We start from the raw sequence: 22,997 nt of genomic DNA, 5'->3' as shown, positions 1-22,997 counted from the left end.
TTTATAAAAAATATATTTACACTAGGAGGTAACTAATTATGAAGTATGAAATCAAAGGTCAAACACTGCCTGTTGTTGTATGTACTTTGAACGCTAATGAAACCTTAGTTTCTGAAGCGGGTGCTATGGGTTGGATGAGTGACTACATCACCATGGATACCAACATGAAGGGAGGTATAATGGGTGGACTTGGAAGAGCTTTTTCCGGTGAATCCGTTTTCCTTAATACCTTTACATCAAAAGCAGACAATACCATCATCGCATTCCCTTCTTCTTTTCCCGGTAAAATAGTTGCAAAAGAGCTCAAAGAAGGAGAAACCATCATTTGCCAAAAGGGAGCCTTTCTAGCTGGAACTTCTAATATTAAGCTTGAAGTCGCCTTTAGAAAAAAACTTGGCGCAGGTTTTTTTGGTGGTGAAGGTTTCATTTTACAAAAAATCACCGGTCCAGGACATGTTTTCTTAGAATTTGATGGCCACATTGAAGAATATATTCTACAGCCAGGGCAAAAATTCAAAGTGGATACCGGTAATGTAGCCATGTTTGATGCATCTGTAGATTATAACGTAGAAATGGTTAAAGGTCTTAAGAATATCTTTTTAGGTGGGGAAGGTCTTTTTCTAACCACCCTTACCGGTCCCGGCCATATTTCTTTACAAAGTATGCCGATTCAGAATCTAGCGGCACAAATGACCCGTTACTTTAATACAAGTTCTAAGTAGATTAATTATTGGGTAAGGCCCTAAAAATTCTCTAAGCCATTTAAGCTTAGAGAATTTTTTTGGATGTTTCTAGGAACCTCATCGTTGATATTGACTTATTTTTTTCTTGAAACTATTGGTTCTTATCCGTTTTATAAGCAATCTTCAATGCAATTTTGGCACCTACTACCGTTGCTATAAGTGCACCAATTATTGCTCCAACATAAACGGCTAACTCATAGCCTTGCATACCAGTGTGTTCATAGATTTCGAGTCCACCTAAAAAAGTGCCACCTACCACTAAACCGAAGTAACCACCAACAAAAATACCAACTAAAAAACCAATAAAACCACCGATGATACCCGGTAAGAGTTTTGTTTTCATTGTTTACCATCTCCTTTGAATACAATTATATTTTAACACATAATATGGCTTTTCAACAGCAGCTCGAAAAAATGGCATAGCCACTATTAGCGACTATGCCATTTAAATGATTTATACATATTTATTTAAGTCTTCCTAATCGATTGATTTTCTTACTTAACTTCAATCCGAATGGAGTTATCCACTTCTTCTTTCTTTGGTGCTACAATGGTTAATACGCCATTTTCTAACTTAGCACTAATTTTGTCACCTTGAATGTCTTTTAATCCAAACATTCTTTGCATAGAGCATATTTTTCTTTCTCTATGGATATAGTTGGATTTTTCTTCATCGACTTCATCCTTACATTCTACTTGAATTAATAATTGGTCATCCTTATAGTCAATGGTCAGGTCTTCTTTTTTTACACCCGGAAGATCCGCTTCAAGAATGTATTCTTGGTCGTTATCTTTGATGTCAATCTTAAATGAGCCATAATTTAATGCTCGAGATTGAAACAAAGAATCGTTGAATACATCATCAAACATACTGAAAATATCTGAGTAATCATTACTTCTCCTTGAAACTTGTCCACGTGCATAAGGTGTTAATCTAAACATATAAATGCCTCCTTTAAGTATTTTGTTAGCACTCATCTTGGTTGAGTGCTGATTATATTTATAATATACACCCAACTTAGTCTTATGTCAACCCCTTTTTAATGATTTTCTTGTTTTTTCTTCTTAAAAAATGCTTTATAAGCTATAATAGAATCAGTATTCCATTCTAAATACATGAGGTGAAGGTTATGGAAAATTACTCTATTTTTGACATTATCGGACCGGCTATGATTGGTCCGTCAAGCTCACATACTGCAGGGGCCGCAAAGGTTGCTTATATTGCACGTTCAATTTTTGGAAAGCCTATTAAAAAAGTTACTTTTTATCTTCATGGCTCTTTTTCAACCACTTATAAAGGACATGGTACAGATAAAGCCCTTATTGCAGGTGTTTGTGGTATGCGTCCTGATGATCCAAGCATTCCTTTCTCTTATGAGAAAGCCAAGGACATGAATATTGAAATTACTTTTAAGAAAATCAGCTTAGACGACGTTCATCCAAATACGGTCAAAATGATTTTTGAAGGCTTGGATGGGACAACACAGTCAATTATTGGCTCTTCCATTGGGGGAGGCAAAGTAAAGATTATTTCTATTGATGATATCGATGTAGCCATCACCGGTAATTATGCAACGCTCATTACCCAACATCTAGATTTACCCGGCTTTGTAGCTGATATCAGTCAAATTCTTGCCAAACACCACATTAATATAGCTTTTATGAAAGTCTTTCGTGAAAGCAAAGGTGAGAACGCCGTTATGGTTATTGAATCCGATGATGTCATACATAAAGATGCTTTGGAAAAAATCAGTGCTTTGGAAGCCTTGAATAAACTGACTTTTTTTGAAGCGATACAATAGGAGGCCACCATGAAGATAGCAACCGCCAAAGATATCCTACAATTAAGAGAAACCCACAATCTTAATTTTTTTGAGATTGCTCTAAAGTATGAAGTCTCTACTAGTGATCTAAATCAAGGTGTTATTCTAAGCACCATGGAACGTCAATGGGCGATTATGAAGCAAGCTATTGCTCAAGGACTAGACCTTGATAAACATCAACTTCATGGTAAGATTTTGGGCCGTGAAGCCATTAAACTTATGAGTTCTTACGAATCTGGCAAATCCATTTGCGGCATAACGACAAGCAAAGCCATTATGTACGCCCTAAGTACTATGGAAGTGAATATGGCCATGGGACAGATTGTGGCAGCGCCAACCGCAGGCGCAAGTGGGGTCTTGCCAGGTACTTTAAAAGCACTTCAAGAAACCTATAACCTAGAAGACAACAAAATCATTGAGGCGCTTTTTGTCGCTGGACTCGTTGGTATGGTTATCGCCAAACAAGCCAGCATATCCGGTGCTAAAGGTGGCTGTCAAGCCGAGATTGGCTCAGCTGCAGCGATGGCTGCTGCAGCGACTGTCTATGTGCTCGGTGGAACCATGGAACAATCTTTTGACGGGGCAGCCATAGCCATTAATAATATGATGGGACTCATCTGTGACCCTGTAGCTGGACTGGTGGAGGTACCCTGTCACAAAAGAAATGCCCTAGGTGCCGCCAATGCACTTATGTGCGCCGAAATGGTTCTGGCTGGTCTTCCTTCTGTGATTCCTTTTGATGAAGTGGTGCAAGCCATGAAACAAGTGGGTGATCTATTGCCTGCCTGCCACCGCGAAACCGCAACCGGCGGTATTGCCATCAGTAAGACCGCAAAATCCATCGAAGCTAGAATAATGAATGATGAATGATGAATGATGAATGATCTATAAAGATAAAATCAAAACCGCCCTACTACATATTCGTTGTAGGGCGGTTTTATGATTACGTCGAGTTCTCTAATATGCCACTTCCATAAGGCAAAGTCCTTGTGCCGGTGCGGTGTATCCTGCTTCACTTCTGATTTTGGAGGCAAAGACCTGGTTAATGGTGTCATCATGTCGAAGGCCAAGACCAATCTCAATGAGTGTCCCAACCATGATTCTGGCCATATTGTATAAGAAACCACTGGCATTCATGATGATTTCGATACGGTCTTCATCTTCAATAATATCAATGCTATTGACTTTTCTTGTCGTTGTTTTCTTGGTTTTATCACTACAGAATCCTTTGAAATCATGTTCACCTAAAAATTTGCTTGCTGCAACCAGCATGAGATCTGTATCGACTTGCTCTTCCAATCTATAAACATATTTACGTTCAAAGAGTGGCATCGTCTGTGCATTGGCCTTCCATAATGTATATCGATAGGTTTTACTTGTCGCGGCAAAGCGGCAGTTAAAATGCTCATCCACTTTATATACTTCCTTTACGATAATATCTTCCGGTAAGACCTTGTTCAAATTGTACTTTAGATTCCCCGGTTTTTGCTTGGACTTTGTGATGAAGTTCACCACTTGTCCAAGGGCATGAACACCTTTATCCGTTCTGCCTGAACCAATTACCACAATTTCTTCGCCTAAGTATTCACTTAAGGTACTTTCTAACTTACTTTGAATAGTATTCTTTGCATTCTTGTTTTTTTGCCAGCCTTGGTATTTGGCACCGTCATAACCGATAACCATTTTATAATTGTACGCCATGTGACCTCTTTTCTTAGGAAGATTTTTCTTCCAATTCCTGATATTGTAACTGATACAAGTTATAGTATAGACCTTTTTTGCTCAGTAGCGTTTGATGGTTACCTATTTCCTTAATTCGACCTTTATGTAAAACAACAATTTTGTCTGCGTGTTGAATGGTGGACAATCGGTGCGCTACCACAAGAGTTGTACGGTTTTCCATTAACTTTAAGAGGGCATCTTGTATCAATACCTCTGTCTCCGTATCAATGTTGGCGGTTGCTTCATCAAGTAGCAGAATCGATGGCTTATAGGCCAACGTTCTCGCAAAAGACAACAACTGCCTTTGACCTGCCGAAAGCGTAGCCCCCCTTTCAAATACATGTTCATCATACTTGCCTGGCATTTTTTCAATAAAAATATGAGCGTTAACGAATTTCGCTGCTGCCATCACGTCTGTGTCACTTATACTTGTTTCACCAAGACGTATGTTTTCTTTAATATCTCCGGTAAAGAGAAATACGTCCTGTAGCATTTGTCCCACATGTTTTCTTATATTATGTTTATCCAAAGTCTTAATGTTGTGTCCATCCAGTCGTATTTCACCTTGTTGTATGTCGTAGTATCGGGTAAGCAGATTGAGTATAGAGGTTTTCCCTGCACCGGTCGCTCCAACAAATGCTACTGTTTCTCCCGGATTCACTGTGAAGGATATATCCTTTAACACATATTCATCCTCTTTATAGGCAAACCAAACATTCTTAAACTCAATATGGCCTTTTACCGATTCCATGACTTTGGGATTATCAATATTATCAATACTTTGATTATCATCCAGCAGTGAGAATATTTTCTCTGCCGCTGCAAAGGCCGATTGAAGAATACCAAATTGTTCTGCCAGTTGTTGAATCGGATCAAAAAAGTTGGATATGTACTGAAGATAGATGACTAAAACCCCAATGGTTAAGACACCTTCCAAGACCTGATATCCTCCATAACCCAACACCATGGCTAAGGACAATACATAAATCAAATACATGCTTGGTCTATAAACGCCAAATACCATTAATTCTTTCATATTGGCTTTTAGCAACCCGTCATTTATTTCATCAAAGGCTTTTAGCTTGGCTTTTTCTTTACCAAAAATCTGAACGATTTTCATGCCGGATATATGTTCCGATAAGAAAGTATTCACCATGGATACCTGCCGCCTGACATCTCGATATGCTTTTCTTGAGTATTTTCTAAAAATAAGTGTCGATACGAGCACTAAGGGTAAAACAAGAAAAACTGCAAGGGCAAGTCGCCAGTTCAGAACTACCATCATAACGGATATTCCAACTAGGGTCAAGACACTTTTTACTGAGTTGACAATGACGCTGGTATACATTTCGTTTAAAGTCTCTGTATCATTGGTGACACGGGTTACCAGTTTACCAACCGGATTCTGATTAAAAAACTCAATAGAACGCCCTTGAATATGAACAAAAATCTCATCTCTGATTTCATAAATAATTTTTTGACCTGTGTAATGAAGCAATATAGTTTGAAAATAAGCGATAATCAAACCTGCTATTAGAATAATAATAAAATACACCATTAACTTAAAAAGTTCTGTATAGTCCATAGACCTTAATTGATCAATTTCTTCAGATGTTAATAATTGAGTGCTATACACTATACCTTGATCCGTTACAAATGCGCCATTATGATCTAGGCTACCTTTTTTTTCTCTTATTCTTAAAGCTTCTTCATAAGTTAAATTATCAATCAGATAGTAGCGACCCTCTTCATATATAATTGTGGCTTTTGACGCTTCCTTCATCTTATTGTCTTCATCTTCTATATAACCTGTTTCTGCTATTACAGAACCTTCTTCAGGGGATACTTGGCTATAGATTTTTTGATAGTTAACGATTACTTCATCAATGGCTTGACCAATAATAATCGGTCGAATCAATTCAAAAGCAACCACCACCACCAATAGTATCATGGATAGCGTTATGGCAAAATAATGCTTTTTGGCATATTTAAGCAGTCTTTTTAATAACGCGCCATCATAGCCTTTTTCTATGGTTTTGTCTTCTATGTCCATTTTACCACCTACCCTTCCTCTATGATTTCTTTCTCTAGCTGTTGTTGCTTGACCATTTCATAGTAGAGGCTTTTATTGTTAATCAACGTTTCATGATTTCCTTGTTCAACAATATGACCGTCATCTAGAACAATGATTAAGTCCGCATGTTGTATCGTAGATATACGATGTGCTATTAGAATCTGGGTTTGATGGCCTCTTTGATGTTTAAGCATATCCAATATGGCTTCTTCCGTCTTTGTATCCACAGCTGATACGGCATCATCCAAAATCAGAACCGGTGCTTCACAAAGTAAGGCTCTGGCAATGGAAATCCGTTGTTTTTGACCTCCGGATAGCGTGACACCGCGTTCCCCAACAATGGTATCATACCCCTCTTTAAACTCTACTATATTATCATGCACGCACGCTTCCTTTGCTACGTTCATTGCCGCTTCTTTTTGAATAACCTCTTTTGCAAAGCCTATGTTATTGATGATTGTATCTGAAAAAAGAAAATTATCTTGTGGTACATAACCAAAGCTTTTTCTTAACTTTTCAAGAGGTAAATCAAGTACATCCACACCATCCAGAAAAACCGTGTTCTCAGGTGGATCAAAAAGCCTTAAGAGAAGGTTGGCTAAGGTGGTCTTACCACTACCGGTAGGTCCTAGAATACCGACCGATTGTCCTGCTTCTATTGAAAGACTTATGTTCTTAAGAACCGGTTCAGCATCTGCTTTATAAGCAAAGGTCAAGTCTTGCATCTGAATGCTACCCTTAAAATGCGCCACCTCTACTAATGCTTCTTTATCAACCACGGTACTCTTTGTTGCCATAATTTCTTCGTAACGGCTTAGAGAAGCCATGCCTTGAGATACTATATTAATGCACCAGCCAAAAGCCATCATTGGCCATACCAAAATCAATATATATTGTACAAAGGCTACAAAATCACCTAAAGTTATTTCTCCTCGAATGGTCATCCGACCTCCAAATCCAAGGGCAATTGCAATTGACAAACCACTAATGAGCGTCACCAAAGGCATCATTATTGCAAACAGCTTTACAACATGCATATTCTTATCATAATTATGCTGATTCGCTACATTGAACTTAGATATTTCATAGGTTTCTTTTACAAAAGCCTTAATAACACGCATACCGGATATGTTTTCTTGAACCAGATCGGATAGGTGTGCAAAAGCCTCTTGTTTATCCTTAAACCGTTTTCGTATGAACTTACCTAATATCAGACTTCCAATAGCAATTACCGGTAGAGGTAATATACTTATTAAGGTCAGCTTTAAGCTAATGGTTTCAATCATCTTATAGAGTACCAATACTGTTAATATAACCGCATCAAGAGCCATTAAAACACCGGGTCCAACCATCATCCTTATTGCATTTAGATCATTGGTGGCATAGGCCATTAAGTCACCTGTTTTGTGTTCATTAAAAAAATCAGTGGATAAGGACTCTAATTTAATAAAATAGTCTCTTCTCATGTTTTTTTCAATATGTCTGGAAGTACCAAATATATAGTAGCGCCAAGCGAAACGTCCGAGCGTAATAATAATACCGATTATTAGCAACTTAACAAGTTCTCTCATGAGTAAAGCCATTGTAAGAGCACCATATTGAAGGTCATTGGTAATGTTCCCGGTAATCACCGGAATATTCAACTGTATAACATCTACTAATATTACGGCGAGTACACCTAGGATATAGTGACCCATATATTGTTTCATATAGCCAATCAGTCTTTGGCCTTTGTTGATTACTGGATCCATAATTGCCTCCATATTTTTCTGTCATTACCTATTGTTGATTCCTGATTTAATCGAGGCTATAGCGCTTCCATAAATAAAAACCGGTAACTACAAGTATGATTGATAAGAAGGGCTGTGCTTCCTTTGTCTTGAGCCGTAAAATCGGCATCAAATCCGTTTTTATCCATGCTCTCTACCATAACGCCTTCTCCATCCGTCCCCATCAAGGTCATCCACCGAACATCCTGATATGTATGACACTTTAAGTGTCCATCTTCCTCATAACTAAGCTCCAGTAAATCCATTTGATATAGACCCATTTGAGTACTTGTCATTCGTTCAAAACAGGCTGGATGAGGACCTTTACCAAACCAGTTGACCTGATTTTTTTCACCCCTTAAAGTTATCATAGAGCCAAGTCTATCTGAATAATCATTTGCCTTACCTTCATAATAAATGTTGAGTTCACCCGTTGAAAAGATCTCATATTTAATCTGTAATAAGGTTTTTACCGTCTTAATACTTATTTCAAAATGAAGATCAACTTGAGAACCTTTTTTCTCTATTTTGTATGCCTTAACTTGTCTTTGTACATCATCTTTGATTGCATTAGACTCAGTGTCTGATAGACTTCTCAAAATAGGTCGAATAGGCTGTTTTAGTAATTCTTTGTTATCCACTTTGATTTGTGTGATGTGACCTGTCTTTTTATCGAATTCATAACATACTTTTTCACCAACCACCTTGATGATTTGACTGGATTCGTTTATCATACAGTCGATATTCGATTTGGGTATGAAAATAATAGGGTTGTAGCCTTCCTTCTCAAACTGTTGACTGGCAAGTATATGTCCTTTTTTAGCCCACCACAAATCTTTTGTAAGTAGGACCTCAAAAATAATATGGTACAAAACGCTCTCATTATTTAATTGCAACCATGATTTTATAACACCTGATATTACCTCACCTGGTTTTATGCTCGCCGAATCAAAGCCTTCCATCTTAATCGGCGTACCATCTTCTTGGATGGTGATGCGCACTTCTATTTCTTCTGCCAATAAGTTAAGGTTCTTAATGCTGTAAAAAGCTGTCTGTGAATCGAAGCTGATGTGATAGGCTTCAAATGCTTTTTTTATTTCATATGCTAATGGCCGAACTTCAAAGTTCCCCTCCCCAAAGTGACTTTGATGTGAAAAATAATTCATGAAACTACCTATAAAGCCACCATGCCATCTGGTATGAACATGCATGCTCTCCATCACCGGCCTTAAATTAATAAGTTCCTCATTGGCCGTTTGCCTGTTTGTATATAGAACAGCAGGTTTTTTCTTATAGGCCATTGCTGTATATTCATCCATCCCTTTCGAAAAACGACGGTCTTTTAACAGGAGCATATCACCTCGAATATCAAGACCTTTTCCAATTCTTTCTATTGTTTTTTCATGCAGCATCTCCATTACAAATACATCACTAATGTGAAACGCTTCGTCACCTTGAATCATACAAGAGCGTCGATCGTCTAATGACATTATTACTTTTTTAACCGCTAGATTTTCATTTTTATTAAGCGTGCTTTTTAATGACCACATAATACTGCAGGGATGATTCCTCGCATTACCTATAACAGAAACCGCTTTTGTAATAATACCCTCTATATTTTTATTAATACTATTGATTTCAGTCACAACATAAAAACCCAATTGGTTACAACACTCATAAAAAACATCATCTACATTGTCACTGTCAATTATAAGGGCATTCATATTATATTGTTTTAAAAGCATTAGGTCTTTTTTATACATCTCTGGATAACTGGCCTTTTTCAAATCCTTATGATAGTTGATGCCTTTTAACAACAAGGGCTTATTATTCATTAATATTTGTGCGCCGCTGGTTTTTATTTCTCTAAAACCGTATTGGAGGCCTACAATTTGAAGTATCTCATCAAAGTGGTCCGTCATGATCACAAGGACATCATATAAGTAGGGTTCTTGATCAGACCACAATTTGATGGTACTTATTGGCACTTCAAAATAACCTTTGCTTGTCCTTCTACCTTGGACAACCATCCTTGTATCCATCGCACCTATAGACTCTTGATCTACATCTTCATGAAGAAACAATTTTATTTTCACCGGAATCTTTTCATCTAATAGATTGCGAACTCGAAAGTTAACTTTCATAATAGACCTTATATAATCCTGGCTAAAATCACACCTTAAATATAGATCCTCTATATGGGTCATAGGATTAAGGGGCCTATCTGATTGAATATGTTGTTTCCAATCCGAAATTGTATCATAAACCTTCATCTTAAAACGACCTTCATATTCTTTATCCATGTCCCTATCACCGGTCTTTTTCTTTATTAAAGCCATTTCAATTACCTCCAATACGCATAGATCTTCCATCAATAAATCCTTTTTATCCCGTTCCCTCATTATACCTTATGAAGACATCTTTGCCTATGGAGAAAAAATCTGCATAGCTCAAGACAAAAGAAAAGCTATTTCTTCAAAGGTCTTCACACCTTGACGAAATAGCCTGTTTTTTCTATTTAGCAATTGGTCCACCGTGTTTTTTTGAATCAAAGGCTTCATGTTCCTTACCCGACTTCTTCTCAGGTCGCAAATGGCTATCTTGATGACCTCGTTTTTTTTTCTCTTCTATTAATTTTTTTAGTTCCTCTTCTGTCTTTTTCTCCATAACAATCACTCCTTCTCTATAAACATAATTATAACATGCTTAAGGCGTCAAAATTATATAGTTGAACTTAGTTTTGACCCTTTAACCATATCATTAAAGTATGACCGTCTTGTGTCTATGATTTACTTTTTAGTTTCTAACATAAGCCAACGTTGATTCTCTTTCTATATAATTTGCTTCAACTATGATGTTTCTTTCCATAGATGTGTTTTTTTCTAATTGATCGATAAGCACTAGAGCTGCATAGTGGCCTAGTTTCTCGGCATTGATATCCACTGTTGATATGGTTGGACTATTAAATATGGATAAAGGGGTATTGTTGAACCCGGCAAACGCAATGCCAAGAACACCGGCTTCAATAGTTGCCTTGTATGCACCATAAGCAACCATATCATCCGTTCCCACTATGGCATCAGGACTTATGACTTTAAGCATCTGCTTCATCGCTTCATAAGCCTTTTGTTCTGTTGGCTCACTTTCAATTACGAGTCTATCATCCCATTCTATTCCATTTTGCTCAAGTGCTTGGCGGTAACCTCTAAGGCGATGTCGGTAAACTGTAAATTGTTGCTCACCACCGATATAAGCAATCTTTCTATGACCCTGCTTAATTAAGCGGTTTACAATGTTTTCCATGGCCATTACATTATCATTATCAACCCATAATACCTTATCCCTTTGTGCTTCCGGTCTTCCAATAACAACAAAAGGCTGGTTTCTCTTCATGAGTAGTTCCACACTTTTATCCTTGATTCTTGTTGAAGTCAGAATAATACCATCTACCCATTTGCTGTCCATGTAATGTTTGATAGTTTCTACTTCTTCTTCTTCACTTCTACAATAATTGTACATAATATAATAACCTTTTTGCTTGGCATAGACACTAAGGCCGCGCATCACTTGCATAAAAAATGGATTCTCAAAAACTGCTTCATCCTTGCTTGGTAAAATGAGACCAAGTGTGTAGGTTACTCTATTGGCTAAGCTTCTTGCAATAATATTCGGTTGATAATTCATCTCTTTCATCGTTTCAAAAACACGCTTCTTAGTAGCCGCACTAATTTTGGGACTATCTGCTATCACTCTTGAAACTGTGGATGGTGATACCCCTGCTTTTTTTGCTACATGTTTTATGGTTACATCCATTTCGACACTTCCTAACTTCATCATTTTTGTTGGTTACTCTAAATGCTCTTCAACTGTGGCTTGATACTCATCCACTTTCTGGGATAAAAATTCTGCAAGACCAACAAACTCACAACCATATAGGATGCTTCCATCATAATCGACTTTTCGCACAATCTTGACGACACAATAAAAATAATTCTGACTGTCAAAATCAATTCTGGCATCAAAATAATAACCTAAAGGCAGTTCAGATTCACATTCAAATCCTATACCTGTCCTAGATATGTTCACAACATGTATTTCTTTATTGACCCTTGGTATGATTTCATGATCTTGTCTAAATAATTCGTTAATGGCTAACTCAAGTCTAATCGGCAAACGTTTATTTTTTCTTCTCTCTTCCATTTCACTTCTCCTCTTTATCTGCTACGTATCTCTTGCTCTTTCGAGAAGTTCTTTACCTACCTTAATGGCACTTCTAAACTTCTCTTCCTCAAACAGTCCAACCATTTCGTCATACATACCTTGATTGTCCGGAAATATCTGGCTCATAGTAAATACGCTCTCTTCCTATTATTCATAATCTTTTTTAAGCTGTGTCCGAATCGTATTTGGGTTGATTTGCTTTAAAGTGCCTTCAAACTTACTAATAACTTTGCTATCGTGAATGCCGTCTTTCATTTCATTGTATAAGGCTTCCCACGCATTGCCATCCTCCGGAAATGTTACGCCGTATAAAAACAGTGCACTTCTTGATGAAACTTCTTCTTTAATTTGGTCATAGGCTTTCCTAACTTTATTCTCAACTTCTACAAGAAAGTTTTTGAGTGTAAATGGACATATTAGCAAAATATTATTAGCTTCAAAATACATCACGATATCCGTGGTCCTAAGCAATTGATTTAAGGTGCTTTTAAACAGAATCCACTGTGCTTGATCTAAACTATGGTATTCTACTAATACAAAAGAGAGAGGATATTTGCCACGCATGGCTCTATTGATTTCATCCCTGATCTTGTCTATATCTATTTCCATATAATTTTGAATCTGAACTTTATCTTGATTCGATGGCATGAGAGGTGAAGACTTCTGTATGTCAAAGAAAGACAGAATCTTTTTGGATAAATGGGTTCGCTCCATCGGTAAAACAATGATATCTTTAACCTTAAGTGCCAAGGCATCATCTATGACATGTTTGGAATACTTGTGGATTAAAACAATAGTACGCACTTTTTCCATGTCGATACGACGAATCTGGTCTAAAGATTCTTCATAATTATTTTCATCTAACTCTTGAATATAAAGGTCAATCTGATCCTTGATTAAGTTATATTTGAAGTTTAATTCACTTTTATTAAAAACCTCTAAAAAATCATGGCCATTATTGACTAAGATACTTAATATATCGTTTTTTACCTGTATGGTATAAACATGAATCAGTACTTTTTTCTTCACAAAAATCACCTCTCAATACTTATTTATCGGCAAATCTAGGTGATTTATTAAGTATCTTACCTTATCATATAGGACACTTAGCCGTTCGTTACTAAGTAACGCTCAGCTGCGTAAACGGATATTGCCCCATCTGATGCTGCGGTTATAACCTGGCGTAAACTTTTAACTCTTAAGTCGCCGGCAGCAAATACGCCCGGTACACTTGTTGCACAATCTTCATTGGTCTTAATCCAACCTTTTTGGTCTGTTTCAACCTGATTTGTTACTAGTCCTGAATTAGGATCACTTCCAACGGCGATAAAGACACCACTGACTTCAATTAACTGTTTTTCATCGGTCAACCTGTTGCTGACATGAATTTTTTCTACCGTTTCCTCACCGATGATTTCATCGACTTCACTATCCCATATTATTTCGATGTTCTCTATTTTGAAGAGATGTTCTTGTAATACCTTAACCGCTCTAAGCTCATCTCTTCTGTGAATTAAATAGACCTTCTTACATAGTCTGGATAAATATATGGCATCCTCAACCGCCACGTCGCCTCCGCCCACGACTGCAGTCACTTTGTCTCTATAAAAGGCGCCATCACAAGTCGCACAATAAGAAACACCCATACCTGAGAATTCGTCTTCACCTTTGGCACCAAGCTTTTTCCAAGATGCACCTGTGGCCATAATAATGGTTCTTGCCTCATAACTGCCGTCATTGGTTATGACTTTTTTTATTGGACCCTCTGTAATCACTTCTGAAACTTCTTCACTTATGAACTCAACCTCTAATGTTTCAGCATGCTCCCTGAACATATTGCTAAGCTCAAAACCCGAAGTCGCTTTAATACCCGGATAATTCTCTATTTCATATGTGTTAACAATCTGACCACCAGTAAAAGCTTTTTCTAAAATTACAAAAGACAGTTTTGCTCGACTGGCATAAATCGCTGCTGTAATACCAGCCGGTCCGGCACCAATAATAATTAAATCTAATACGTTTTTCATTTATTTACCTCCAATAACCATTTATTTAGCTTAAAGCTTTCTGAATGGCTTCTTCCAATTTTTTAATAGTTACAGGTTTTTGCATAAACCCAACCACACCTTCACGTAGAAGCTGTGCAGTTACTTGCACCATACTATACCCTGATAGCAAGATGACCTTATTATTGCTACCCACTTGACAGATTTTACGATACAGCTCTAAGCCATTCATCCCTGGCATCATCATGTCCATAATGATGAGGTCAATACTTTTTCGGTAATGGCTAAAAACTTCTAAAGCCTCTTCAGGAGATCTACATAAGACTACATTGTAGCCTAGCATATCCAAAATATCTTTTAGTAGATTTAAGATTACCACTTCATCATCTACAATGAGAATCGTTTTCTTGGTATAATCCACTTCAAACTGATTAAAATCATTTGACATTCTTTTTACCTCGTAAATTCCCAACCCCATATCTCTCAAATCCACGTCGATACATTCCAGTTAAATTATACCAAGTCAATTAGGGGAAATCAATGTAGATATTGTGTTTTAGCTTTTTTTTGTATATGATAAAATGGTTAAGGCGTCAAAGCTATAACGCTACTATTTCAAAAGGAGAATGTCATGACCTATCAAGAGAGTTTAAAAGCCCTGAAAAATATAGAAGTTGCCCAATATCGTCCTGATCATAATAACAGTCTTCATCTTATGACTTATTTGGGTTCACCTCAAAACACTTTACCTGTCATTCATATTGCCGGGACGAATGGAAAAGGTTCTACAGCAAAGTATCTCCAAAATATTTTAACCTATTCCGGCTATAGGGTTGGTACTTTTCTATCACCCCATATACTGGATTACAAAGAACTTATTGAGGATTATGAAGGTTTCATCTCAGAGTCTGATTTTGCCAAAAGTACGGATATGGTACTTCAAGCCTGTAACTGTATGGTAGACGATCACCTTAACCATCCTACCCTATTTGAATGTCTTGTTGCCATTGCTCTTGTTCATTTTAGTCATAAAAAACATGATTTCATCATAATTGAAGTCGGCATGGGTGGTACGTATGACGCTACCAATGTCTTTGATAAACCATTGATGACCATCATCACCCCAATTTCTTATGATCATGAAGCGTATCTTGGTTCTTCTCTTGGGGCAATTGCTGCCCATAAAGCCGGGATTATCAAAGCTGATGCCCCCGTTATCATGGCGCCTAATCCGATAGAAGTTGTAATAGAAGTTACCCAAAAAGTTAAGGAAGTGGATACCTATCTATACCTGTTAGATGAAAGTCTCATACAAGTGTCTCTGCTTTTTAACAGTATCAAGAAAAAGTTGTTTAATATCCAAACGCCTTTTTATGCATATAAGGGTCTATCAACCGCTATGATTGGCAAACATCAGGAAATTAATATTGCAACAGCTCTACTGGCCATCCATGAACTCAAAAAAAAATGGTCCGTACCAGATGCAGCGGTAAAATCCGGTATTGCTAACACGCATTGGACTTGTCGTAATGAATGGATTTCCTATCGCCCCATGATCTTATTAGACGGTGGTCATAATCCTCAAGGTCTATTGGCTGTAAAAGAAATCTTAGAAACTTACTGTAAGCACAAAACTATAATTACTATAATTGGCATACTTAAAGATAAAGATTATAAAGCCATGTTGAACCTAGTCGACGCTTTTAGCCAGAAAGTAATTATGACTTCACCACTTAGTCCCCGTGCTATGACCTTAGATGACTTAGATTTACCCCAGAATTCAAATCTAGAATGGATTGATTCTTTCGAAAAAGCTATTGAAAAAGGTCTAAGTTTATTGAATCAAGATAGTATTCTTCTCATTACTGGTTCTTTATATTTGGCCTATCCTGCTAAAGCCTGGTTAGAAAAAAATCTATAACTGTTCGTTCTTTTTCAGTACCGTCTTGATTCGGGGTGATTTTTTTATTAGATGCTCTAATTCCTTATCTTCCGATATATAAGTTGACATCTCAGGATATTCCGAGAGTATTTTTAACAGCTCATTTTCACAAGCTGTTGTATTATTTTGTTTTAAATAGCAACAAGCTCTATTATAAGCCAAGTACACACCATCTTCGCAATGCCTCATACCTACACTAAAGACTTTAATCGCTTCCTCCAACATGCCCATATCCCTTAAAATAACCCCTTTATTTAAATAGGCATATCCATATGAAGCTTCTTCGACAATGGTCTTGTTAAAATAGTCCATAGCCACCTTATTCTGATGTCTACGCATGGCCAAAACGCCTTTATTAAAGAGTACCATATAATGATCCGCTTCTATTAATGCTGCCTTATTAATGAGTTCTTCCGCCAACACATACTTACCTTCTTCTTCATAAAGGGCACTGAGATTAACCAGACTCCAAAAATCGTTATCGTCAATTTCCAGTGCTTTCTGGTAATGGCGAATGGCCAGTTCACTTTTTCCGATTTGGTCATATGCGTAAGCCAAGAAAAAATGCGCTCTTAAAAAAGTCGGGTCATAAGATATGGCTTTTTCATAATAAGGGATTGCCTTATCAAAATCATCTAAGTGGTCGTACAATATGGCTATGCCATAATATGCTACTGCTTCTTGTGGATCAAGAGCAATGACTTTTTCATATATATCCATAGCCTGATCGTTGGCCTCTAGTTCATCGTAAAGAAGTGCTAACTCCAACATCCATTCTGTATCTCTAATGCCTGCACTTAATGCTTTTTCGTATAAGCTCTTCGCTTTAAGAAGTTCACCTTTATCATAATGTTGTCTTGCAATGAGAATCATATTGTCTCTATGGTATTCTTTCATTTTCGTCCTCATTTAATATTCTTCAAAACTATTTCTATAGTATCACTAGGTTTTATTCTATCACATTTTTTCTTAAGCGTTTGATTATTTTTCCTTACAATCATTAGACAATGCTGTTATAATGATTAAGTGTAACTTATAACTGTATTCACGAGAAAAAAGGAGATCGTCTATGAACTTTTTTTCCTTAGATAGCCCCTTTCACAAATATGGTACGATGGTTTTTGATATGGTTTTACTTAATTTTTTATGGCTCTTTACGAGTGTCCTATCTTTTGGATTTCTTTTTCCGCTTGCATGCGCCGGACTCTTTCACGGCATCTATCATGTTATTATTCTGGAAGAAGGCTACACGCTGAAGACTTATTTTTCAGTATTTCAAAAGAAAATAATCCGAAGCCTCGGATTGACTTTGATGACATTTTTATTATACGGTCTGGCCTTGCTCAATATTTGGAGTGTATGGAGCGGTTATATCGACATCATCATTCTCCTACCCATCTATTTGTTCATACTTTTTGAAATCATGATTACCATGACTTATTCATATGCTTTACTCGGCGAGACCCATATGACCTTAAAACAACTTATGAAATATGGTTTTTTACTGGCCAACAAACATCTCTTAGCTTCTTTGATATGTGTCATCACTATAATTGCCCTTATCTTTGCCACTGCTTTTTCTATGCTCACACTCTTTTTTTTAGTTGCACCTGCTTATTGGCTTATGGCGAATGTTATTCACAAAGGCGTCTTGTCTAAGTATCATCTTAATAAGCTGATATAATATTAAAAATCCCCACAACAAGCTATGAGCTGCACTTCTTAAGCTGGTTATTCTTCCAACTAATGGGTACAATTCTTAGATCCATGGGGATTCTTATTGGCCTTAACTTCTTATGCCATATAGGCTTATGGATTCTCTTCTAAGTTCGATGGCTTCATCTAAAGTTACCGGTTTTGAGAAGTAATAGCCCTGAGCATAATCACAACCCAGCTCACATAGTAAATCTAATTCTTCTTTCTTCTCCACACCTTCGGCCGTTACGGATATTTCCATACTTTTTGCTAAGTTAATCATGGTTTTGACCATTTTATATGCCTCTGGTTCAAATCTGATTTTACGTATATATGATGCATCAATCTTAATTTCATTTATATCCATTTTATTTAATATAGCCAGAGACGCATAACCCGTTCCAAAGTCATCTAAGTTAACATGAACACCAAAGTCTTTAAGTTCATTAATATTTTTTGAAATTAGGCCAATTTGATTATTTTTAAAACGATCCGTTATATCAATTTGAATTTCATTGGAATGGATGCCGTTTTCAACGATAGACTTCTTAAGACCATCAATATGTTTTTCATTCATCAATTCCTTGCTTGTTAGATTTACAGAGATAAAGCAACCTTGTCCGGTTTCCTCTTTTATACGTTTAACAGCTTTTAATGCCAGCTTCATAACCATATGTCCAATCTCTAAAATCTCGTCACTTTCGTCTGCGATAGGTATGAATTCTTTGGGTGAATACTTAAAACCGTTTAAAGAACGCCATCTCAAAAACCCTTCAAATCCAATAATTCTAATACTCTTAAGGTCTATAATCGGTTGATATAGAAGATCCATTTCATCATCAAAATCCGCCGTTCTAAGAGATAACTCAATATTATTATGACGTTCAACCTTCTTCTGAATAGATTTTTCATAGAAGATGTACCGCCCGCTACCACTCTTATCTTTTTTTGCTTCATACATCGCTTGGTCTGCTTCTTTAAGTAGTATATTATAGTCATTATATTTGGATACATTGTCTACAATTCCGATGCTTGAGCTCACGCTTATACTTAAATCATCCACCCTAATAGGCATGGCAATTTCTTTTTGAAGGCGCTTTATCAATTTCACGATTTCTCTACGGTCGTGGTTAAGGAAAAGTATGGCAAACTCATCTCCACCCATTCTAGCGACAACATCTCCGTCTCTAACTGAGTTTTGTAGTCTGTGACCAATTTCTCTTAATACATCATCCCCAACGACATGGCTATAATTGTCATTAACTTCTTTGAAATAGTTTAAGTCAATTACAGCAATCGAACGATTTTGCGGATTCATAATCTCTCTTTGGTTGTTTAATCTACCCTTAAGCTGTTCGATGAAGTATTCTCTATTATACAAGCCTGTATTGGAATCATGTTTAGCTTGATACATGATTTTTTTGGTATTATTGATTTTAGTAATCCCACTTTTGACTTGTTCCGCTATCGTATTAATATATTTTAGGGCAACTTCATTGGTTTCAATCCATTGTTTGATCACAACAAGCATTATTTTGTCATTCATCGGATATGCCACTACTGTACCTATATTGTTATTCATAATAATGTAATCTTCATTAAAATTCTTTTTTATGATGTTTCTCAAAGATTTTAAAAGTGTTTCAATTTGTTTCTGATCAAAGCTTTTTTCGCCTTCACCATAGAACTCAATATAAGAGGCGTCGAAGTCCTCACCGGCAATACACATCAGTCTTAGCTCAAAATACCTTTTTAGATACATATGCGCCTTTTTATACATCTCTATAACAGATTCTGATACATTAATATGTTTTGACATCTCAAGCAATGAGGCACTCATACCCTCCGCTCTTTTTTGCTCTGTAATATCCAGTAGTGTCAAAACCATGCCAATCGGTTGATTCACTTGATCAAATACTGGAAAATAGCGTATGAGTTTATAAGTGTCATCTTCGAATTTCCGTTCAAATTTATAAGGTTTTTTTGTTGTCAATACTTGGTCCATGGGGCAATCCGGACAGCTTTCTTTAAGCCCGTATATCTCTCTATAGCAAAGGCCGGACGCCTTCCATATAAGTAAATCCCGATCTGCAATACTATTTTTCCATTGTATTTCATAATCTAAGTTAACATAGATGATGGATTCAGAAATACTTTCCAAAATCAGACTCTTTTGCTGCTCAGACACTCTTAATCGGCTCATAAGGCCACTTAATTCCATGTCCGTATCGTATTGATGACATGCATCTTTTACCAATTGAACAAGGCTGTCGTCATCCCAGGGTTTCTTTATAATATTATAAACATCGCTATGATTGATGATTCTTTGAGCAAAGTCAATGTCCATTTTATTTGCCATTAGAATCATCTTAATACCTTGGTACTTTCGTTTAACTGTATGTATCAATTCAAGACCATTCATATCGCCCACCATGTAATCTGTAATGAGCACACTTGTCTCTATATTAATGTCAAAAAATGTCCTTATAATATCCATAGCTTCGCCAGAGTTCTCAGCCATTTCAATAACGTACTCCTGTCCAAAATTCAGACTCAATAGTTTCTCCAAACTTAAAAGCTGATCTATAGATTTCCCCACACACAATATCGCTTTATGATGTACATTAATCATTGTTTCACCTCCATTCCATCCTCCACAATTTAGTTAATGTTACTCTTTAATATATAAAAAAACATGATATAAAAACAACTCTGTTTTTATGCGCATGCTTTCATCAAAATGTCACTTAAATAAAATTATATTACAATACTATTATACCACAATCTTAACTTCATTGTCTCAAATTTTTATTTTTACATCCTATTAACCCATTTGGACAATTCCATCTGCATTACGATGCAAATGCAACGCTCTTAAGTCCTATTTCCTTGAACTTAATCATTAGCCTTCCGTAATCTTTTCTCTTTCTCTTTGTTTGATGTTTTCGATTGTACCAATAAAATAGTGGTCATATGTCAAGATTTCGGACAAAATAAATAGAAAGATTGGTTAAGGCGTCAAAACTATATAGTTGAACTTTCACCTACCATATGTAGTTATGAATGTATCAACGTAATCTACATATGGTAGGCGAATTTAGTGAAACTTAGTTTTGACCCTTTAACCAAGATTATGATTTACCGATATTTCTTATTCACTTAATGAGTGTTGATGCACCAATCTTTAGATCTTTTGCCACTTCATCTTGTGTTTTACTAGATGAGTAAAAATAGTTTACAGCATCCTGTTTGAACTCATTACTGTATTGCTTGTGTTTGTTGGACATAATAGAACCTCTCCAGTTCCGGCCTCTTACATTCACTACATTCCGCTCCCCATATACCGGAGACTTCTTCACCAAAAGCTCCAAGTTATACTTTGGCTTCCATGAATTTCGCTACTAAGGAATTAGCGCATCAGTCTCTTTGTCCTCTCTCGATGTTTTATAACAGTGCTACAGGATTCACTTTATGTTACTATGGTCAGTACCTTTGATAGAAGCACTTTGGTCCATTTTCATGACGCTTCATGCATCGCTTCTCAACCATACATGGTCATATATCTATCACGCTTCTAGAGAACAAAAAAATGATGGTAACAAAGCACCATCATTTGTATAACTCTATTTTCGTTGACCTAGAGGAACATATGTCACCTTAGGCGCCACACTTTTATATGCTGGTCGTATGATTTTCCCCTTATTTACAACTTCTTCAATTCGATGGGAACACCAACCGGACACTCTAGACACAGCAAACAAGGGTGTATATAATTCTTCTGGTATGCCAAGCATCCTATAAACAAAACCAGAGTAAAAATCTACATTGATTGACACACCTTTATACATCTTTCTATGCTTCTCGATAATAGAAGGGGCCAGTCTTTCCACTATATCAAACAGCTCAAATTCTGCTTCAAGGCCTTTCTCTTGGGCCAGCGTTTGAACATAATTCTTAAATATAACCGCTCTTGGGTCTGAAACAGAATAAACCGCATGACCTATACCATAAACCAATCCTGTTTTGTCAAAAGCTTCTTTATTTACCAATCTTTCAAGATAGTCTATCACTTGTCCTTCATCTTTCCAGTCTTTAACATTCTTCTTAATGTCCTCAAACATAGCTATAACCTTAATGTTAGCACCACCATGCCTTGGCCCTTTTAGTGAACCTATGGCTGCCGAAATCGCCGAATAGGTGTCTGTCCCGGTAGAACTCACGACATGTGTTGTAAAAGTGGAATTATTACCACCACCATGCTCAGCGTGTAAAACCAATGACAAATCTAGCAATTCCGCTTCAAGAGGGGTGAATTTATTATCCGCTCTTAACATGTATAAAATATTTTCAGCGATACCCAAGTCCTTATGAGGACTATGTATAAATAAACTTGTGTTACCATGATAATGTGCATAAGCCTGATAGCCGTACACAGCTAATAATGGCAACTGAGATATAAGTTGCATGCTTTGTTTTAATATATTGTCTACCGCAATATTGTCCGGATCCTCATCATAGCTATAAAGACTCAAAACAGATCTTGCAAGCACATTCATAATATCTTTACTCGGTGATTTCATAATCATATCATTTACAAAAAAACTTGGTAATGTACGGTATTCAAGCAATTGTTCTTTAAAGACTCGAAGCTCATCTACATTTGGGAGCTCACCAAACAGAAGCAAATATACGGTTTCTTCATAGCCGTGCCGTCTATCTCTTAAAAAGCCATCTACCAAATCTTCAATATCAATCCCTCTATAAATCAATCTCCCAGGAACCGGTTTCGTTTCACCTTCATCAATGATATATGAGTGAACTTCACCGATTCTTGTTAAGCCGGCTAAAACACCTTTACCACTAATATCTCTAAGCCCTCTTTTAACTTCAAATCTTGTATAGAGCTCTCTATCTACTTCATTACAGGCTATTGCCATCTCACTCCATTTTTTTATTCTATCCACAATATCATCCTTCCGTTCATAATTATAGCCATATAAAA

At 36.7% G+C, this 22,997-nt stretch carries 22 protein-coding genes; 5 read left to right on the top strand and 17 right to left on the bottom strand.

Annotation, left to right across the window (positions count from 1 at the left end):
* The first annotated feature begins 38 nt into the window (after positions 1-38).
* A complete protein-coding gene (locus tag AC6F8J_RS03140) occupies positions 39-722 on the top strand; it encodes a TIGR00266 family protein (protein WP_500720927.1) in 684 nt (227 codons plus the stop codon).
* Between the two features lie 112 nt (positions 723-834).
* Here AC6F8J_RS03140 and AC6F8J_RS03135 read toward each other — a convergent pair whose 3' ends face one another.
* Together AC6F8J_RS03135 and AC6F8J_RS03130 are read right to left on the bottom strand one after the other, a co-directional pair.
* Positions 835-1,086 (bottom strand): hypothetical protein, encoded by a 252-nt coding sequence (locus tag AC6F8J_RS03135; RefSeq protein WP_500720925.1) that lies wholly within the window; start codon positions 1,084-1,086, stop codon positions 835-837.
* Between the two features lie 152 nt (positions 1,087-1,238).
* The gene (locus AC6F8J_RS03130) at positions 1,239-1,685 is read right to left on the bottom strand and encodes an Hsp20 family protein (protein ID WP_500720923.1); all 447 of its coding nucleotides are present in this window, start codon (positions 1,683-1,685) and stop codon (positions 1,239-1,241) included.
* A 188-nt stretch (positions 1,686-1,873) separates the two neighbouring features.
* Here AC6F8J_RS03130 and sdaAB point away from each other — a divergent pair, with 188 nt between their 5' ends.
* On the top strand, positions 1,874-2,545 hold the full coding sequence (sdaAB, locus tag AC6F8J_RS03125) for an L-serine ammonia-lyase, iron-sulfur-dependent subunit beta (RefSeq protein WP_500720921.1): 672 nt from the start codon (positions 1,874-1,876) through the stop codon (positions 2,543-2,545).
* A gap of 9 nt (positions 2,546-2,554) precedes the next feature.
* On the top strand, positions 2,555-3,436 hold the full coding sequence (gene sdaAA / locus AC6F8J_RS03120) for an L-serine ammonia-lyase, iron-sulfur-dependent, subunit alpha (RefSeq protein WP_500720920.1): 882 nt from the start codon (positions 2,555-2,557) through the stop codon (positions 3,434-3,436).
* An 87-nt stretch (positions 3,437-3,523) separates the two neighbouring features.
* Here sdaAA and truA read toward each other — a convergent pair whose 3' ends face one another.
* The 11 genes from truA to AC6F8J_RS03065 form a co-directional block, all read right to left on the bottom strand.
* Complete coding sequence (gene truA / locus AC6F8J_RS03115) at positions 3,524-4,267, bottom strand: tRNA pseudouridine(38-40) synthase TruA (protein WP_500720918.1); 744 nt, start codon at positions 4,265-4,267, stop codon at positions 3,524-3,526.
* A gap of 13 nt (positions 4,268-4,280) precedes the next feature.
* Positions 4,281-6,341: an ABC transporter transmembrane domain-containing protein gene (locus AC6F8J_RS03110; protein WP_500720916.1), complete on the bottom strand. Its 2,061-nt coding sequence runs from the start codon at positions 6,339-6,341 to the stop codon at positions 4,281-4,283.
* An 8-nt stretch (positions 6,342-6,349) separates the two neighbouring features.
* Positions 6,350-8,113 (bottom strand): ABC transporter transmembrane domain-containing protein, encoded by a 1,764-nt coding sequence (locus tag AC6F8J_RS03105; RefSeq protein WP_500720914.1) that lies wholly within the window; start codon positions 8,111-8,113, stop codon positions 6,350-6,352.
* A 56-nt stretch (positions 8,114-8,169) separates the two neighbouring features.
* Entirely contained in the window at positions 8,170-10,470 is a 2,301-nt protein-coding gene (locus AC6F8J_RS03100; protein ID WP_500720912.1) for a beta-galactosidase small subunit-related protein, read from the bottom strand.
* A 175-nt stretch (positions 10,471-10,645) separates the two neighbouring features.
* Entirely contained in the window at positions 10,646-10,798 is a 153-nt protein-coding gene (locus AC6F8J_RS03095; RefSeq protein ID WP_500720911.1) for a hypothetical protein, read from the bottom strand.
* A gap of 129 nt (positions 10,799-10,927) precedes the next feature.
* The gene (locus AC6F8J_RS03090; RefSeq protein WP_500720909.1) at positions 10,928-11,968 is read right to left on the bottom strand and encodes a substrate-binding domain-containing protein; all 1,041 of its coding nucleotides are present in this window, start codon (positions 11,966-11,968) and stop codon (positions 10,928-10,930) included.
* Positions 11,969-11,977: 9 nt separating this feature from the next.
* The gene (locus tag AC6F8J_RS03085; protein WP_500720907.1) at positions 11,978-12,331 is read right to left on the bottom strand and encodes a PilZ domain-containing protein; all 354 of its coding nucleotides are present in this window, start codon (positions 12,329-12,331) and stop codon (positions 11,978-11,980) included.
* A 21-nt stretch (positions 12,332-12,352) separates the two neighbouring features.
* Positions 12,353-12,478 carry a hypothetical protein gene (locus AC6F8J_RS03080; RefSeq protein WP_500720906.1) on the bottom strand — a complete coding sequence of 42 codons (126 nt, stop codon included), beginning with the start codon at positions 12,476-12,478 and terminating at the stop codon, positions 12,353-12,355.
* 21 nt (positions 12,479-12,499) lie between these two features.
* The gene (locus AC6F8J_RS03075) at positions 12,500-13,381 is read right to left on the bottom strand and encodes a hypothetical protein (RefSeq protein ID WP_500720904.1); all 882 of its coding nucleotides are present in this window, start codon (positions 13,379-13,381) and stop codon (positions 12,500-12,502) included.
* Between the two features lie 77 nt (positions 13,382-13,458).
* Positions 13,459-14,379 (bottom strand): thioredoxin-disulfide reductase, encoded by a 921-nt coding sequence (trxB, locus tag AC6F8J_RS03070; protein WP_500720902.1) that lies wholly within the window; start codon positions 14,377-14,379, stop codon positions 13,459-13,461.
* Positions 14,380-14,404: 25 nt separating this feature from the next.
* Entirely contained in the window at positions 14,405-14,806 is a 402-nt protein-coding gene (locus AC6F8J_RS03065; RefSeq protein ID WP_500720900.1) for a response regulator, read from the bottom strand.
* 183 nt (positions 14,807-14,989) lie between these two features.
* Between AC6F8J_RS03065 and AC6F8J_RS03060 the strand changes: the two genes are divergently transcribed.
* A complete protein-coding gene (locus tag AC6F8J_RS03060) occupies positions 14,990-16,279 on the top strand; it encodes a glutamate ligase domain-containing protein (RefSeq protein WP_500720898.1) in 1,290 nt (429 codons plus the stop codon).
* Here the strand turns inward: AC6F8J_RS03060 and AC6F8J_RS03055 are convergent.
* Positions 16,274-17,197, bottom strand: a complete 924-nt coding sequence (locus AC6F8J_RS03055; RefSeq protein WP_500720896.1) for a tetratricopeptide repeat protein — start codon at positions 17,195-17,197, stop codon at positions 16,274-16,276. The two genes, AC6F8J_RS03060 and AC6F8J_RS03055, sit on opposite strands and share 6 nt — an antisense overlap.
* Before the next feature lie 172 nt (positions 17,198-17,369).
* On the opposite strand from AC6F8J_RS03055, the gene AC6F8J_RS03050 reads away from it, so the two are divergent.
* Entirely contained in the window at positions 17,370-17,984 is a 615-nt protein-coding gene (locus AC6F8J_RS03050) for a YesL family protein (RefSeq protein ID WP_500720894.1), read from the top strand.
* A gap of 102 nt (positions 17,985-18,086) precedes the next feature.
* Here the strand turns inward: AC6F8J_RS03050 and AC6F8J_RS03045 are convergent, their stop codons facing one another.
* From AC6F8J_RS03045 to AC6F8J_RS03035, 3 genes are all read right to left on the bottom strand, one after another.
* On the bottom strand, positions 18,087-20,627 hold the full coding sequence (locus tag AC6F8J_RS03045; protein ID WP_500720892.1) for an EAL domain-containing protein: 2,541 nt from the start codon (positions 20,625-20,627) through the stop codon (positions 18,087-18,089).
* Between the two features lie 523 nt (positions 20,628-21,150).
* Positions 21,151-21,282, bottom strand: coding sequence for a transposase (locus tag AC6F8J_RS03040; protein ID WP_500720890.1), 132 nt, complete (start codon positions 21,280-21,282; stop codon positions 21,151-21,153).
* Between the two features lie 336 nt (positions 21,283-21,618).
* Positions 21,619-22,962 (bottom strand): citrate synthase, encoded by a 1,344-nt coding sequence (locus AC6F8J_RS03035; protein WP_500720990.1) that lies wholly within the window; start codon positions 22,960-22,962, stop codon positions 21,619-21,621.
* Positions 22,963-22,997: the final 35 nt, after the last annotated feature.

It is taken from the genome of Petrocella sp. (assembly GCF_059865615.1).
The sequence above is the reverse complement of the archived record's forward strand: the minus strand, read 5'-3'. Positions and strand labels throughout refer to the sequence as shown.